The sequence below is a fragment of the Pseudomonas sp. Pseusp49 genome, from assembly GCF_059491875.1.
Genome location: NZ_CP168514.1, coordinates 2,878,697 through 2,895,266, shown reverse-complemented (window position 1 = coordinate 2,895,266; position 16,570 = coordinate 2,878,697). Strand labels below are relative to the sequence as shown.

The following is a 16,570-nucleotide window of genomic DNA, read 5'->3' as shown; positions in this document are numbered from 1 at the left end:
TGCTTTCTACGTGGAGTTACGGATCCAATCGGCGGCGAAAAATGCCAAAAGTTGGCACGTTGTGAATGGTTGAGGGAACGTCGGCTATGGGTCGAACCCGGTCGTTCGGGACAGGCAGTGCCGGCCAGAAGCGAGCCTGCTCTTGGGGCATACCGAGAGCGAGATATCTGAACGTGTTTATCGTCGCGTCGGCACCTTTGCGAAATCGTCAAAATAACGGAAAAACGCGTTACAAAACGCTGATGCCCTCCCTTGTAGAATGCGGCCTGCAGCGGAGCCAAAAAATGCTCGTATTAGAACGAAATCTAGCTACAGGCCACGAGTTCCGGGCGTTTGTATCTCGGACTTAAAACCGTCGACTGTAACAGGTCCATGAGTTCGAATCCCATCGCCTCCGCCATTTTTATACGACAAAGCCCTGATTATTCAGGGCTTTGTCGTTTCTGGCTTTTGGCAAAGTTTTTCCAGCCCACACTTCAGCCACTCCATTGCAGCAGCAAACTGGCAGATGCCCAAGCGTATCGATACAAGCGTAGCACCCCTGACTCCACCCAAAAAAAAGACGGCCCGAAGGCCGCCAAAGTACTGCATGGAGTTAGTTTGCGGGTGGCTGCGCAGGATGCTTGCCGGCGTGCACCGGCGGTAGCAGCCATGCCGCGAGTGCCGGTAGCAACAGGATGGCGCCCCAAACGTTGACCAGGAACATGAACGCCAACAGCACGCCCATGTCGGCCTGGAACTTGAGGGTGGAAAACACCCATGTGGACACGGACACCGTCATTGTCATGGCGGTGAACAACGAGGCAGTGCCACGCTGCTTCAGCGCTTCGACAAACGCCTGACGCAGGTCCGAATGACGTGAATGCATTTCGTGCTTGATCCGCTCGAACAAGTAAATGCCGTAATCCACGCCGACCCCGACGCCCAGTGCCACCACCGGTAGCGTGTTGACCTTGAGACCAATACCCAGCCATGCCATCAACCCGTTGCACAGCACAGTGACCAGCGCCAGTGGAAGGATGATGCACAGGGTGATACGCAGCGAGCGAAAGCTCAGCAGGCAGAGTAAGGTCACCGAGCCGAAAAGCGCGAGATTCACCCACTTGTCCGCCGCCTCGACCGCCTCATTGGTCGCCGCCATTACCCCGACATTGCCACTGGCCAGTTGAAAACGAAGGTCATCGCCGTCGTGGGTTACCTTGAACGCCTTGATCCGTTCGATGATGTTGCTGATAGTCGAGGCCTGGTGATCTTCGGTGTACAGCGAGATCGGCATGGCACTGCAGGTGGAGTTCATCAGTTCATTGCCAAGGCGCGTGGCGAAACCCACGCCTTGGGCAATTTGCGCCTGCTCCTCGGGAATGGTGCGCCATTTGATGAAGGTTTCCGCGTAGCCCTGGGTGATCTGCCCGACATAGCCCGCCAGCCCTCGCACCGTACCGACGCCCGGGGTCTGCTTCATCTCGAATTCGAAATCTTCGACTTTGCCCAGAATGTTGCGGTCAACACAGGGCGACTCGTTGCCCTTTGCCTCAACCACCACCTGCAACAGATCAACGCCGATGGCGAAGTTACGGGTGACCATCGCCACGTCCTGGTTATAACGCGAATCGGCACGCAGCTCCGGGACACCCTGCCCCGTGTCTCCCACCTTCAACTTTCCCGCCTGCCACATGCCGACACCAAGCAGAACCACCGCAATCAGGATGACCGGCACACTGCCCTTGCGGGTTGCCAATCCCCCCAGGTGCTCCCACAGCCAGTCCCCAGAGGTTTCCTTGCCCCGCAAGCGCTCGGCATCCTTGGCCGAAATACGCATGTAAGACAGCAGGATCGGCAGCAGCAGTTTGTTGGTGAGGATCATCAGGCTGACCCCCAACGTCGCGGTGATGGCCAGTTCCCGCACCATCTCGATCTGCACGAAGGCGATTACCAGGAACCCCAGTGCATTGGCCAGCAGCGCCATGGCACCTGGTATGAAGAGTTTCTGGAAGCAATTGCGCGAAGCGGTAATGCTGTCGTGACCATGCAACACTTCCAGTTTCCAGGCGTTGGTCATCTGCACCGCATGGGAGACACCAATGGAGAAAATCAGGAACGGCACCAAAATCGACATGGGGTCGAGTGCCAGTCCCAACAGCGGCAGCAGACCCAGTAGCCATACCACCGGGACCATGGCGCAAACCAACGCCCAGGACGTCAGCATCAGCGAGCCGCAATACCAATAAAGCAACAGTGCGGTGATCACGAAGGCCACGGCGAAGAACAGCAGCACCCCGGCGGCACCGTCTGCGATATCCCCGGTCGACTTGGCGAAGCCAATGATGTGCACGCTGACGCCATCTTTTTCGTGCTTGGCGCGAATCGCCTCCAGGGACTGGCTGACCGCTTGCAGATCCAGACGCAAACCGGTCTCCGGGTCCACTTCCTGCAAGTTCGCCACCACCATGGCGGCGCTCAAGTCATTGGAGACGATACGGCCGACCCAATCGGACTTCAGCACATTTTCGCGCACCGCCTTCAGTTGCTCTGGAGTACCGGAGAAGTCGGCCGCAACAATGTTGCCGCCTCTGAAGCCGTCCTCTACCACCTCGTTGTAGCGCACATTGGAGGTGAACAACGAAGTGACCGAACTACGCTCGACGCCCTTGATGTAGAAAACTTCCTCGGTGACCTGATGCAAGCTCTCCATGAATCCAGGGTCGAAGATCTCGCCCTTTTCGTTCTTCAACGCCAGCAATACTTTGTTGGCGCCGCCGAAAACCGACTGATACTTGAGAAAGGACTGCATGTACTCATGCTGCAGCGGGATCATCTTGGAAAAGCCCGCCTCCACACGCAGTCGTGTGGCGGTGAAGGTAAACAGCAGCGTCAATAGAATGAAAAAAATCAGAAGCGGGCGACGCAAGTGAAAAATCCACCAGGACACCCGACCGACCAGACTACGGGAGAAGTGGTGGCGGTCGAGCACCTGAACGTCGCCCACAAGCTCGAGCCCCTGATTGTCGTGGTACTTACTCATAGAAACCTCAATTGGCTGTCGCTTGCGTCAAGCTCAGAGACTGAACACCGGCATCGCCCACGGCCAGGGCACCGCCGGTCACGGCAACTATCTGCGAGAGCCCGCCACGGGCGGCGTGACTCAGCTCAAAGCTTTTGCCATCGTCGTTACTCAGTGCCAGCAACCCGGCATTGCCGACCAGGGCGATACGCCCGTCAGGCAAAACCTGCCCCCCTTGCAGTGCAACCTTGGCGTCCAGGGGAATCAGCTGCCAGGTATCTCCCCGGTCGTTTGAGCGATACAGGTTGCCGCGCATGCCGAAAGCCAACAGCGCACCACTTGGCGTCTGCAGTCCGCCAAAAAAAGAACCCTCGTAAGGGGATTGCAACGCTTCCCAGTTCAGCCCCAGGTCACGCGAGCGCAGCAGGGTGCCGGATTCGCCGAAAAGGAACAGGTCACCACCGACCTTCAGCACTTTGGCGATGTGCCGATCAAAGTCCTCCCCCATCACCGTTTTCTTGCTCCAGCTCAAGCCAGCGTCGACGGATTCCAGATAGTGACCGAATGCGCCATAGGCGACGAAATGCTGGCCGCCCAGGTAGGTGACACCGAGCAGCGAATCATGACCGATACCGTCCACCCCTACGGCTGTCCATTGCTGACCGCCATCGGTGGTGCGCAACAGTGTCGCGCCATGTCCAACGGCGATACCCAGTCGGTCGTTGGCGAAAGCAAGCCCGGTCAGCGTTCGATCGGCTGACGTATGAATGCCCTGCCAATGTTGCCCGTCATCCGCGGAACGAAGGATCCAGCCGCGCTCGCCGGCGCTGAACAGTTGACTGCCCACACGCTGGATATCGAGCAGGATGATTCGCTGTGAATTGATCCCGGTCTGGATCGAGCCAGGCGTCTCGGCATGTACAACAGATGCCGCGATGAGTGCCGCCCACAACACCCTGTGAACGGACTTGCCCAAAATAGCCATTGGCCGCTCCTCTCTTGTATTTGTAATAGACGACCCGCAATCGGGTCGCCTTGAGACTGCCTGAGGGCTTAGTGACCAGCGCGACGCAGGGCATCGGGCTGGAAGTCGGCCTGACGTCCCTTGACGCCGAACTTCCAGGGTTGCTTGACCTCATTGTCCAGGCCCGAGACCATGTAGTTGCCGTTGCTCAGGTCATGGAAGATGTTGGCGCGGTACCACGGCACACCGACGTCATAGAACTGGATCATCGGGTGCACGCCAATGCGCCATAGCTGGCCGCGAGTGTCGTAGGCGTCTTCGAGCAACACGGTCCAGCTGTCCTCGTCGAGATACATCACGCGCTTGCCGTAGATATGCTTCTGCCCGGCCTTGAGCGTGCCCTCGACGACCCAGGTACGGTGGAGTTCGTAGCGCATCAGGTCGGCATTGACGGTGCCTTTTTGCAGGATGTTTTCGTATTTCAGCGACTTATCGGACAACTTGTAGTCGTTGTACGGAACATAGATTTCCTGCTTGCCGACCAGTTTCCAGTCATAGCGGTCGGGCGCGCCGTTATAGCCGTCGTACTGATCGGTCACCCGCATGCTCTCGGTGCCATCGCTGACGTTGTCATATGCCAGATCCGGCGCGCGGCGCACACGACGGGCACCGGCGTTGTAGATCCAGGCCGAGCGCGCTTCCTTGACCTGATCCACCGGTTCGCGCACCAGGTAGACCGTGCCCTGCAACGTGGCCGGTTCGAGGAAGTAGCCCAGGAAGGAAAACAGGTGGTTGTCCATACTGCGATCCATGTTCTGGTCGAACACGCGGTTCTCGCGGAAACCAACCTTGTAGAACTCGCCACTGCTACGTACCGGGAACCAGTGATAGGTCCGCTCGAAGCCACCGCCCAAGTAGCGAACCAAGTGGTTCCAGATTGCTTCCTGACCATTCTTCGGGATCGGGAACGGTATGTTCGAGCCATTGAGGTTGCTCAGACCGAAACCCTGCAACTCGACCTGAGTGGACTGAGTCTTGGCTTTGGCGGTGACTTCAGTCGGCAGTGCGGCGGTGCGCCGGGTCTGGTAGATCGGCATCTTGAAGTTGTCATACTTCTTCAACAAAGCCAGGGTGCCGGGCGACAGCTTGTCTTTGTATTGATCGGCATTGGCCGCGGTGATCACCATCTGCGGCTTGTCTTGCGGGAACGGATCAACGTAGCCCTTCTCCGGACTCCAGCCTGCCGGAGGAGCCGTCAGGCCGCCCTGCCAGGCTGGAATGCTGCCATCGGCATTGCCGGCCTTCTCGGCGCCAACCGGAGTAAGGTCGTTACCCAGGCGAGCAGCCTCTGCATCGGTCAATTTGGCGAAAGCGTCGTTCCCGCCAAGCAACAGTGCGATGGCAATAGCCAGGGCACGCGGGGTGTGGCAAGTCTTTATTGTTTTCATGCCTTGTTCCTCATCAGAACTTGTAGCTGTAATTCATCGAGTAGTAGTCCCGGTCACGCAGCGGGTCGTACTTGGCGTCGTTGTTGTACGTCACATAGTTGAACTCCAGGCTGTGGGCCTTCAGGTAGTCGAAACGAACGCCGGCACCGACGGTAAACCGGCCTTCGTTGAACTGGCCGTCCATCGAAACCCCTTCCACGTCCTGCCCCAGAAACAAACTCGGGTAAGTGCTGACGCCTACGCCCAACAGGTCCGGGTACTCCAGTTGCCCTCGCAATCTGTAGCCCCAGGCGAAGTCGGTGATGTAACCGTCGTTCTTGCAGCCGTCGGGTTGCGGGTTGGTCGCAGTGCCGCAGAGGTTCCCGCCATAGCTGGGCGCCGAACCCGGGCCGAAGATGAAACCGCGACCGTAACGAATGTCGTTGTCACCCTGAGGGATGTCGTTCCACTGGAAGGCAACTTCACCGGCCACCTGCAGGCTCGAGGCGCCCAGAACGTTGGGGAACAGGTTGATGCCGTTGATCTGCAGCTGGGTTTTATCGAAGCGGTCATACCCGGTGATATAGGCATTCGGGCCAGCGGCTCGCGCGCCCGCACCTTGCGGCCCCACCCCTTGGGCAGCGGCGGCAAGCAGGTCGTTGCCGTTACGTTGTACCGGCGTGTTTGGCGAGTAGCTCAGTTCCGCACCGACCGACCAACTGGCCAACGTGGTGGCGGCGCTCAGGCCATACAGGTGGATGTCTTCGGGATACTCCCAGAAGGCAGTCGTCGAGGTCGCACCGAACGGCAAATTCTGATGGACCTGCACCGGGTTGAGGAAGGGTGCTCGCGCCCCGGCGGGGATCCGGCCCCAATCGCCGCTGTGGGCGGAAATGATCGGCGTACGCGAGTGGATGGTCATGGCGTAGGCACCGAGCTCCGTGTCGATCGATTCGACCAGATAGTGCAGCGCCACACCCCATTGCCCCGAATCCCGGGCTTCATCGCCAGTGCTCAGTGGGACGTTCATGCCATTGCGAAAGCCGACCGGGTTGCTGACGTTAGGCAGCGACGTGGCCATGGTGCAACCACCCGGATGAGTCGAAATGATGGTTTCGGTGGTCGACCAGTAGTTGCCACAGCCCTCAACGGCAGTAGGCTCCCACTTGAACTGGTAGAACGCATCCAGCGACAGCCCGTCACTCAAACCGAAGCTGCTGGAAATCATCCACACCGGCAGCAACGCTTCCTTGATCTCGGTGCCCGGACGGCGCAGTGAAGGAACGTCGATCGGGTTGATCTGGTTGAGCCCCTGAACAAAGATGCTCTCGCCCCAGTTCAGCACCTGGCGACCCAGGCGCACCTGCAGCGGATGATCGTCCAGGTGGTAGGTGTCGTAGACGTAGGCGTCGAGCAGGTAAACGCCTTTGTTCCTTTGCAGGTCGTCAAAGCCGTTATCGGACAATGGCTTTTTCTGGTAACCGTTGGCCTGGTTGCCGAAATGCACGTCTTCGTCTTCCAGCGCCTGGTCGTACCAGCCCTTCACGCGCAGCATGCCGCCCAGGTCGCCGTTGTGCAGGTTCAGTTCGGTGAGGAACTTGCCGATGGTAGAAAACCGGTCGCCGCGATCGTAGTTGAGGTTGCCGCCATCGGTATTGGAACCGCCCAGGCCGTCGGTCTTGCCGATCACCTGTCCGTCGAGTCGACTGTACAACTCGTTATTGCGCCCTTCGGCACGCCAGCTGCTGCCAACGGAAAGTGTGGTGTCGAGGCTCCCCGACCAACCGCTCTCGGTATCAAAATTGAATGCCTGGGCATTGCCGGCGCCCACTCCGAGAATTCCAAGCACGACTGCCTGACCAAGCTGATGCCGGACAAAGCCTGTTTGTGGCGAACTTATTCTTATCATTGTTCACATTCCTAAATAATCCCGACGCTACGGTTCAACCCACCACTCTTTGGCTCCTGGATTCCCTGTGAAAAACCTCCCTCCCCAACCACCCGGCCGCCAGAGACTGGCCGGACAAGTAAACATTGACTGCGCAGCGCTTAACCCTCCCGAGATGGGAGGGGGTTGGGAGGGAGGCAGGAAAGGGAGTCACACAGCACTGGCGAATGGGAAATGCAGGCGCACGCCGCTGCCGGCTGTTGCGCACAACAGCCGGGGCGAATCAAGCAGGAAGGGAGAAACAGCCGGGTCGCAAAGGCTGTCCACAAGAGCTCATCGATGACTTGGCAGTGGCCGGCTCAAGTCATCCATGGTCGATTGCGCCCGGAGATGGGTCGCTCAACCAACACGCCGCGAACTGCCCTGCCAGAACGGTTCACGCAGTTCGCTCTTGAGCACCTTGCCAGCGCCCGAGAGCGGTAACGCAGCACGGAACTCCACGCTTTTCGGCGCTTTGTAGCCAGCAATCTGACGCTTGCAATGGGCGATCAATTCTTCGCCATTCGGTTCAGTGCCAGGCTTGAGTACCACCACGGCATGCACCGCCTCGCCCCATTGCTCGCTAGGGATCCCGATCACCGCGCACATGGCGATATCCGGGTGGCTGCACAAGGCATTCTCGACCTCCGCCGAGAACACGTTTTCGCCACCGGTGACGATCATGTCCTTGAGGCGGTCGACAATGAAGATGTAGCCATTTTCGTCCATCCTGGCCCCGTCCCCCGTACGCAACCAGCCATCACCCGGCAGAGCCGCCAGGGTTTGCTCGGGTTTGTTCAGGTACCCGCTCATTGCATTCGGGCCCCGAACGACGATTTCACCGATGCAGCCACGAGGCACCTCACGGCCATCGTCGTCGACGATCTTGACTTCCACCGCCCGGGTGGCACGACCACAGGAGCGCAGCATGCCGGCAGCGGCGGCCGCCGCGGTGTGCTGAGCCGGGCCGAGCAGCGAAACAATGGGCGACATCTCCGTCTGGCCATAAGCCTGGAACAACTGCAGTTGCGGCAGCATGGCCTGCAGGCTCCACAGCGTCTGCTCCTGAATGGGCGAAGCGCCGTACACCAGGTGCTGCAACGAGGACAGGTCGTAATTGCCCACCTCGGGATGATTGATCAACAACTGAATCATGGTCGGCACCAGCATGGCCACCTGAATGCCATGACGCTGAATCGCCGCCATCGCTTCGATCGGCTGGAACGCCGGCAGAATGACGTGAGTCGCGCCTTCGAGCACACCGACATAACCGGTGGACATGTCCGCCAGATGGAACATCGGTGCTGCGCGCAGCATGACCGAATCAGGCGGTACCAGGCCCTCGACATCCAGCGCAATCTGGCTGCTCCAGAAGGCCGTATGACTGATCATCACGCCCTTGGGAAACCCCGTGGTGCCGCCGGTATAGAACACGCCAAGGAGTGAATCGCCGCCACGGCGGGCATCCTCCATGGGCAAGGCCCGGGCAATCAGCGTTTCGTAATCCAGCATCCCATCCGGCGTGGTGCCGTCACCGACGTAGATGACATGACGCAACGAAGGAACCTGCCTGGATAAGCGCAGACCGATGTCCTTGAAGGTCTCGTCAACCAACAGTACCGAGGTTTGCGAATCGGTCAGGGCATACGCGTTCTCCTCCGCACTCCAGCGTGTGTTGCAAAGATTGAGAACGGCATCGGCCCAGGGTACGGCGAAGCAATATTCGAGGTAACGATCAGAGTTCAAACCCAGCATGGCGACGCAATCGCCGCTCTGTACGCCAAGCTCACGCAACGCCCCGGCCAGTCTCGCAACACGCTCGACAAACTGGCGCAGAGTGCGACTGCGATCGCCGTAGATCGTCATTAATCGCTCGGGCGCGCACTGTAGATTACGGTGCAAGGGCTGAGTGAAGTACATGGTCTCTCCTGAAGTTGCAGCTATTGTTATTGTCCGTGCCTTGACGGCAGGAGACGGCAATGCCGGGCGCTCACCGCTTGGGGGCAGGAGCATTGCAGGTCTGGAGCCATCAGCGCTCACATGAACCCTGCATGCACGGTTTCACCACCGTTACCCGGCACCCTACCCCAAGGTGAAAACTGGCAACCCTCCCATCTAGGGAGGGGTGGTGGCGCGGTTCAACGGTTCAATACCTGGACTTTTGCGAGGATGCCAAGGCTATGCTGCGCTAGCCAAGCAACCCGACTTGCCGCGCCTTGCTCACTGCATCCTCGCGAGAAAAGGCACCCAACTTGCCGAAGATATTCTTCAGGTGCCACTTGATGGTTCCAGGCGAAAGATCGAGGGCCTTGGCGATGCTCTTGGTTGACAGCCCACGGGCCAGATGTTCGACCACTTCAAGTTCACGGGGCGAGAGGATATCGCTGCCAGGCGCAGGCGCTCGGCCACCCTCACCTGTCCCGCTCGAGAGGCTCTGCGAATCGGCGCCGTGCATCAGACAGTGTTGAATGTAGTCACGCTCCAGCGCTGTCAGTGCATCGACACTGAGCGATTGCAGCAGGCGCAGCCCCGCCGTTCCTTCATCAAGAAACACCCGGAACATCCCGTATTCGCAGGCATTGCGCAGTGCCGTGGACAGGTGGCGCTGGGCCTCTTGTGGTTCATGGAGCGCTGTCCTGGCAATGGCGACACGGATTCGCAGCACGGTAGCTGGTTGTAACTGCCCCCACTCCTGACAGACCAGTGCCCAGCTTTCCCCTACCTCGATCGCGCATCGATAGTCGCCTTCGGCCAGGGCCAAGGCCGTGTGTGCCATTGCGCAGGCCAGGGGGATCTCCGCCCAGGCACAACCGCGCTTGTTCAGGTAAGGCATGGCCAGCGCGCGCAGTCTGCGAAACAGCTCGCGCGCGCGGGCCAGATCATGCTGATGGCAGGCAATACGTATCTGCTCGGCAAAACGCCACGCCTGCAGGCGATCAAGGCCAATGCTTTCGGCGATCTCGCCCAATCGATCGAGGGTGGCGTGGGCCGCCTCCAGCCTGCCCGCAGCACACTGCAAATGCGCCTGGGCAAGGTAGGTATACAAAATGCAGTCAGAGGTCCCCAGGACCTCGGCGACCCCGAAGCAGCCTTCAACGTAGTCCTCGGCGGCTTCCAGGCTGTTCAAGTGATAGCAGGTCAAGGCCAGGGTGGATTTGATGAAGATGGCGACATCCTGCGCCAGCGACTCGTTGCGTGTCACTTGCACCAGGACACCTTCGAGATCGCGCCGGGCCTGGTTCATATCGCCCTGGACAAAAAAACTGAGGCCACACAGCGCATCGAAAAACGGCCGGGCCCGAGGGCCTTGCGCGCGCCGGAGCAGACCTCGCGTGCTGTAGACCAGATCCCGTACAAACACTGTTCGACCCGCCTTGAGCAATGCCACGCCGCCAAGGGTATAGAGCATCAGCAGGTGAAAGTGGCGCTGGCTGGGCGGCTGCGCCATCAAAGGCTCGAGCAGCGCCAGCACAGCGGTCGTATCGTCCCTCCTGAGCAGGTACATGGCCCTCAGCAGTTGCAATTCAGTGTCTATTTTCGGCCGGCTGACTTCCGGGTGAGCTTCGATCGAGGCGAGTGTGAGCTCGAATCTCTCCATGCGATTGCAGGTGAGTTCTGCCCAGGCAACCGCCAGGAGCAGGTCAATCTGCTTGGACCAGGCTTCACGCGGCAACTCGTCGGCCAACTGCAGCAGTTGTGCAAAATGCGCGTCACCGATCAGCGACCTCGCCGCCCGTGCCAGCAACTGCACGCTGCCCTCAAGATCCCGGGCTGCCTGAGCATGACGAATCGCCTCGACGTACAAACCATGGTCGGCAAACCATTGGCTGGCGGCATGATTGACCCGAATCACCTCCACAACCGGCAGCTCATTGCGGCGCCGTTGCAGATACCCGGAAAACATCTGGTGGAAACGGAACCACTGCAGGCGACCCTCGAGGTCGATCGGCAACAGGAACAGATTCTGCTCGAGCAATATGTCAAGCACCGCCGCGTTCTCCGGGCTGCCCGTCAATGCGACGCACAGCTCGCGATTGAATCGTCGGCAGGTCGAAACCTGGACCATGGCAGCGATTTGCCCGGCAGAAAGCACACGACTGATGCAGTCATCCAGATAGGCATCGAGACCTGATTCATCGATCGCCATGACCATGCCGCCACAGGCTCGCAGGCTCTGTTCAAAATTACCGCTGTGGCGAAGTGACAGGACACCGATCTGCAGGCCCGCGGCCCAACCGTCCGTCAGCTCATACAGACGTTGTTGCTGCTCGCCGGACAGGTTTTCGAGACCATTGAGCTCAAGCAAACTGAACTGCTCCTGGGCCGTCAGGCGCAAGTCGGCAAAATCAATCTGGGTCAACTGCCCCTTGATGCCGATCGCCAACAGATTGAGCGCCGGACGCTGGCGCGTGGTGATCACCAGATGGAAATTGTCCGGCGCCAGATCGATCAGGCGCTGGATCATCGCCAATGCCGGCTGCGCAGAGAGGAAATGCAGGTCTTCGAGGAATAGATAAATGGATCGAGGATGCTCGTAGAGCGCGTTGACCAGCAGCGACAGCAACACCTCCAGCGAACGCTGGTCAGTGCGCTCGCTCAGGCCAATGATGTCGTCGCCGACAGCCAGGCCCGCGGCCCCCAGACTGGCGACCAGATACGCCGCCCAGAGCGTCTCGTCGTCGGCCCCCAGGTTGAACCAGGCGACGTCCAGCCCCGCACCGATCAAGCGCTGGCGCCATTGCGCCGCCAGCGTGCTCTTGCCACTGCCCGCAGGCCCCAGGATCAAGGTCAACTTGCGCTCGCGCCCTGCCTCGATCAGTTCCAGCAGACGCTCGCGCGGCAGCGACCGGGGATCGATTCGGGGCGGCGACCATTTGGTGCGGATGAGTATCGTGTTGGAGGATTTCATAAGGCTAGCGAACCAATGAACTGCTCATGTCACGCTTGATGAATTCTAGCGCGCTGCCGTTCCTGCGCGAGGAAGGACGAGATGATCGGTGCAACGGTTTGCGCCCGGGCCACCAGGAACAGATGGCCATCGCCGATCACATGCAACTGCGAATTGGGAATGCGCCTGGCCAGCAGGCGCATGTTGGGCAGCGGAATGATCGGGTCGTCATCACCGGCCAGAATCAGGGTCGGCTGATGGATCCGATGCAGCCAGTGAATGCTGGTCCAGCCCAGGCCCGCCAACAGTTGCAGGTAGTAACCGCGCCTGCCGCCGGAACGCACCTTGCTGGCGAACGCTTGTGCCAGTGCCGGGTCATGGCGAAAAGCACCGCCATAGATGTCCGGCGCGATCCGCGCGCCATAGGACGGCTGGATGTAACGGCGCGGAGTGGCCATCCTCCACAGCACTTTGGGTTTGGCCGGCAGCATGACCATGCCCGCACACGTGGCGGCCAGGATCAGTTTCTTGCAACGCTGCGGAAAATCGTGGGCGAACTGTTGTGCCAGCGCTCCCCCCCAGGACACGCCGATCACGTTGACCTGGCCAACGTCCAGATAATCGAGCATGCGCGAAACCTGTTTCGCCAGGTCAGAAAACCGGTAAGGCAAGCTCGGCAGGGAGGAGCCGCCGACGCCGGGCACGTCGAAGGCGATCACTTGCATGTCCGGATCAAGCGCCCGGACGAATGGAAACAAAAGCTCCAGGTTGGCGCCAATGCCATTGAAAACTAGCAACGGCGGCAGATCGGCCTTGCCTGGACGAATGGCAACGCGCAGATGCCCGCCATCCAGTTCGATGGTGCGATAGACAAAGGGCTGTGACATGTTACGGAGGTTCCTTCTGCGGCGCCGGGCCAAGGGATCTGGAACGTGGACAGGACGGGACGCAAGCGCCCGTCCGGCTACAGCGAGTCAGCGCACGTGCACGTAGGTGCCAGGAGCCGCTTCAGCCGCGACGTAAGCCTTGTTGCCAAGCTTGACGGGGGCCTTCCTGCTCTGACCGGAGCGTGCCTGCAACCAGGCCAGCCAGTGAATCCACCAGGAGCCGGTCTCTTTAGTGGAACCTTCCAGCCAATCCTGGGCATCAACCGGCAGGCTGCTGCCGGTCATGAAGCGGGCCTTGGGGTTACCCGGCGGGTTGAGGATGCTCTGGATATGCCCGCTGTTGGACACCACGAACTCACCCTTCCCGCCGAACAGGTGCATCGAGCGGTAGCAGGCATCCCATGGGGTGATGTGGTCGGTCAGGCCCGCCATGCAATAGAAATCGCTGGTGACCTGCTTGAGATCAATTGGAGTGCCGCAGACCTCCAGGGCGCCGGCACGGGCCAACGGGTTGGTCTGGTACATCTCGATGAATTCGCCGTGCAGCGCGGCCGGCAGGTTGGTGGTGTCGTTGTTCCAGTAGAGGACATCGAATGCAGGCGGCTCGTTACCGAGCAGGTAGTTGTTGATCCAGTAGCTCCAGATCAGGTCATTGGGGCGCATCCAGGCGAAGACTTTTGCCAGCTCACGACCTTCCAGCACACCCGCTTGATAGGAACGGCGCTTGGCCGCCTCCAGGGTTTTCTCATCAGCGAACAGCGAGACCTGGGTGTCGGGGCGAATATCGAGCATGCTGACCACCAGGGTGAAGGCATTCACCTTGCTCTCGCCCAGTGCCGCGTAGTGGCCCAAAAGCGATGACATGGTACTGCCTCCGGAGCACGCGCCAAAGGTGTTCAGATCAGTGCTGCCGGTAATCGCCAGTACTGCGTCGACCGCCTCTTTCAGGGCTTCGACATAGGTGGACAAGCCCCACTCGCGCTGCGCCTTGCCCGGATTGCGCCAACTGACGGCAAAGGTCTGGATGCCACTGTCGAGAAGGAAAGCAATCAGGCTCTTCTGCGGCGCCAGATCAAACAGATAGAACTTGTTGATCTGGGGCGGCACCACCAGCAACGGGCGTTCCAGCACCTGCTCGCTTCGAGGTTTGTACTGAATCAGCTCCAGCACCTCGTTTCGAAACACCACCGCGCCAGGCGTCGTGCCCAGATTGCCACCCACCTCGAAGGCCGTCTTGTCCACCTGACTGGGCATGCCACCGTTTTCAATCAGATCGCGGGTCAAGTGCGCGAATCCATCCAGAATGCTCTTGCCACCGGTTTCGAAGAAACGCTTGAGAGCCGCAGGGTTGGCCAGGGTGTTGGTCGGCGCCATCGCCTCGGCCAGCAGGTTGATGACGAACTGGCCACGGCTGGCATCCTGATCGCTGAGGTTGCTGCTACTGATCCAGTCGTTCATTTCCCGGCACCAGGCCAGGTAGGCTCGCATGTAGCGACGATACAGCGGGTTGCCCTGCCAGGCTGGCTCATCGAAACGCTTGTCCCCCGCCGCCGGCTTCAGATCCGAACGGTCGAGCAGGATGTTTTTCAGTTCCATGCCGAACGCCGCCATGTGTCGGGCGCTGTGCACGGGTTGCTTCAACACTTGTTGCAGGACCATGCGAGCGCTGCTGAGTATGTCGCGCCCGCGAGGGCCGAATGCTGGATTCAGGCTAAGCGTGTGCTTGGCGGCTTGCAGGGAGAGCTCTTTATCATTTTTGTCCATTGTGACACCCCATGCTTGACACTAGGCCCCTTGGTGGCTCGGGGCCTTGATCGCTTCGTGGAAGTAACTCGAATCACAGACAGGCTCACAGGTGACGCGCGTCTTCCTTGAGCATGGCGGCGGCCTTTTCACCGATCATGATGGTCGGCGCGTTGGTATTGCCCCCGGGAATGGTCGGCATGATCGAGGCGTCGGCAATCCGCAGGCCTTCGACACCGCGCACTCGCAGACGCGCATCGACCACGGCCAGGGGGTCACTGTCAGGGCCCATCTTGCAGCTGCCTACCGGGTGATATTGGGTATCCGCGCGACGGCGAATGTCCTGCTCGATCTGCCGGTCGTCATTCCAGTCGACGGGATAGATCAGTTGCGGCCCGAAACGGGCGAAATGGGTGGACTCGAGGATCCGGGCCTGGGTCTTCGCCGCCTGTATCAGCAACTCGATGTCTTCCCGTCGATCGAAAAAGCGTGGATCGATGACCGGCGCGTCGAGCGGATCGCGGCTGCGCAGGGTCACGGTGCCCGTGCTTTTCGGGCGCAGTACCTCGATATGGCAGCTGTAGCCATAACCCCAATGCAAGTGACGACCATGGTCGTCGACCACGGCGGTGACGAAGACCATCTGCAGGTCGGGCTTGTCCAGCGCCGGATCGGAACGCAGGAAAGCGCCGGCCTCGGCGAAATTGGTGGTCAGCATGCCGCTGCGCTTGCTCGCCCACTCCACGGCAGCAGCCGCCAGCTTGACGCTGGAACCCACGGTGAGGCCCAGGCAACCCTCCGGATGACTGACCTTGTACGGCACCGTGTAGTCGATATGATCCTGCAGGTTCTGGCCGACGCCTGGCAGGTCCACCAGCACCGGGATACCCAGCCGCGTCAACTCCACGGCCGGCCCGATACCCGACAGCATCAAGGCCTGTGGAGTACCAAAGGCGCCAGCGGCGAGAATCACTTCACGGCGGGCACGCACTTCCTGCACATCCTTGCTGTTGTGGTAACGCACACCCACGCAGCGCTTGCCCTCGAAGATCAGGCTGTGGAACGGAGCATTGAGGAAAAGCTGAAGATTTTTCCGATCAAGGATCGGCCACAGGTAGCCCTTGGCCGCGCTGCAGCGTTCTCCGTCCTTCTGGGTCACCTGGTAGCGGAAGCAACCGTCCTGCTGGCGACCGTTGTAGTCGTCAGTACGGGCGATGCCCTGCTCCTCGGCGGCGCTCATGAAGACTTCGCACAGCGGGCTCGGCGACTTCAGTTCAGCGACATTCAGCGGGCCGCCAGCGCCATGGAACTCGGTCTCGCCAAAGCGCTCGTTGTGTTCCGACTTCTTGAAATACGGAAGAACCTCCTCATAACTCCAGCCGGGGTTGCCGAGGTTCTCCCAATGGTCGTAGTCCCAGCGATGGCCGCGGACGTAGACCATGCCGTTGATCGAGCTGGACCCGCCCAACGCCTTGCCACGCGGCTGGTAGCCCTTGCGCCCGTTGAGCCCCGGCTGGGGCACGGTTTCGTAGGACCAGTTATGGAAACCTTCGCGCATCATCACCACTACGCCCGGTGGTGCCTGAATCAACACTTTCTTGTCACTGCCACCGGCCTCGAGCAGGCAAACACTGACCTGAGGATCTTCACTGAGGCGCGCCGCCACCGGACAGCCACCCGAGCCGCCACCCACCACCACGTAATCGAACACACTCTGACTCATATCAATCTTC

At 60.0% G+C, this 16,570-nt stretch carries 9 protein-coding genes; all 9 read right to left on the bottom strand.

Annotated elements, in window-relative coordinates; translation table 11 throughout:
* Positions 1–595: 595 nt before the first annotated feature.
* On the bottom strand, positions 596–3,022 hold the full coding sequence (locus ACEN83_RS13105) for an efflux RND transporter permease subunit (RefSeq protein ID WP_495580546.1): 2,427 nt from the start codon (positions 3,020–3,022) through the stop codon (positions 596–598).
* 7 nt (positions 3,023–3,029) lie between these two features.
* Positions 3,030–3,986: a WD40/YVTN/BNR-like repeat-containing protein gene (locus ACEN83_RS13100; RefSeq protein WP_495580545.1), complete on the bottom strand. Its 957-nt coding sequence runs from the start codon at positions 3,984–3,986 to the stop codon at positions 3,030–3,032.
* Positions 3,987–4,054: 68 nt separating this feature from the next.
* The gene (locus ACEN83_RS13095) at positions 4,055–5,413 is read right to left on the bottom strand and encodes a DUF1329 domain-containing protein (protein WP_218500152.1); all 1,359 of its coding nucleotides are present in this window, start codon (positions 5,411–5,413) and stop codon (positions 4,055–4,057) included.
* 13 nt (positions 5,414–5,426) lie between these two features.
* The gene (locus ACEN83_RS13090; RefSeq protein ID WP_495580544.1) at positions 5,427–7,241 is read right to left on the bottom strand and encodes a DUF1302 domain-containing protein; all 1,815 of its coding nucleotides are present in this window, start codon (positions 7,239–7,241) and stop codon (positions 5,427–5,429) included.
* Between the two features lie 438 nt (positions 7,242–7,679).
* A complete protein-coding gene (locus ACEN83_RS13085; RefSeq protein ID WP_495580543.1) occupies positions 7,680–9,239 on the bottom strand; it encodes an acyl-CoA synthetase in 1,560 nt (519 codons plus the stop codon).
* 268 nt (positions 9,240–9,507) lie between these two features.
* Entirely contained in the window at positions 9,508–12,228 is a 2,721-nt protein-coding gene (locus tag ACEN83_RS13080) for a LuxR C-terminal-related transcriptional regulator (protein WP_495580542.1), read from the bottom strand.
* A 29-nt stretch (positions 12,229–12,257) separates the two neighbouring features.
* Positions 12,258–13,094: a poly(3-hydroxyalkanoate) depolymerase gene (phaZ, locus tag ACEN83_RS13075; protein WP_495580541.1), complete on the bottom strand. Its 837-nt coding sequence runs from the start codon at positions 13,092–13,094 to the stop codon at positions 12,258–12,260.
* 87 nt (positions 13,095–13,181) lie between these two features.
* A complete protein-coding gene (phaC, locus tag ACEN83_RS13070) occupies positions 13,182–14,858 on the bottom strand; it encodes a class II poly(R)-hydroxyalkanoic acid synthase (protein WP_495580540.1) in 1,677 nt (558 codons plus the stop codon).
* A gap of 85 nt (positions 14,859–14,943) precedes the next feature.
* On the bottom strand, positions 14,944–16,560 hold the full coding sequence (locus ACEN83_RS13065; RefSeq protein ID WP_495580539.1) for a GMC family oxidoreductase: 1,617 nt from the start codon (positions 16,558–16,560) through the stop codon (positions 14,944–14,946).
* Positions 16,561–16,570 lie beyond the last annotated feature (10 nt).

What these genes read in the sequence shown, in the direction of transcription:
- phaZ (WP_495580541.1), bottom strand. Translation starts at nt 13,094, where the DNA reads ATGTCACAGCCCTTTGTCTATCGCACCATCGAACTGGATGGCGGGCAT.
- ACEN83_RS13080 (WP_495580542.1), bottom strand. Translation starts at nt 12,228, where the DNA reads ATGAAATCCTCCAACACGATACTCATCCGCACCAAATGGTCGCCGCCC.
- ACEN83_RS13105 (WP_495580546.1), bottom strand. Translation starts at nt 3,022, where the DNA reads ATGAGTAAGTACCACGACAATCAGGGGCTCGAGCTTGTGGGCGACGTT.
- ACEN83_RS13095 (WP_218500152.1), bottom strand. Translation starts at nt 5,413, where the DNA reads ATGAAAACAATAAAGACTTGCCACACCCCGCGTGCCCTGGCTATTGCC.
- ACEN83_RS13085 (WP_495580543.1), bottom strand. Translation starts at nt 9,239, where the DNA reads ATGTACTTCACTCAGCCCTTGCACCGTAATCTACAGTGCGCGCCCGAG.
- ACEN83_RS13065 (WP_495580539.1), bottom strand. Translation starts at nt 16,560, where the DNA reads ATGAGTCAGAGTGTGTTCGATTACGTGGTGGTGGGTGGCGGCTCGGGT.
- phaC (WP_495580540.1), bottom strand. Translation starts at nt 14,858, where the DNA reads ATGGACAAAAATGATAAAGAGCTCTCCCTGCAAGCCGCCAAGCACACG.
- ACEN83_RS13100 (WP_495580545.1), bottom strand. Translation starts at nt 3,986, where the DNA reads ATGGCTATTTTGGGCAAGTCCGTTCACAGGGTGTTGTGGGCGGCACTC.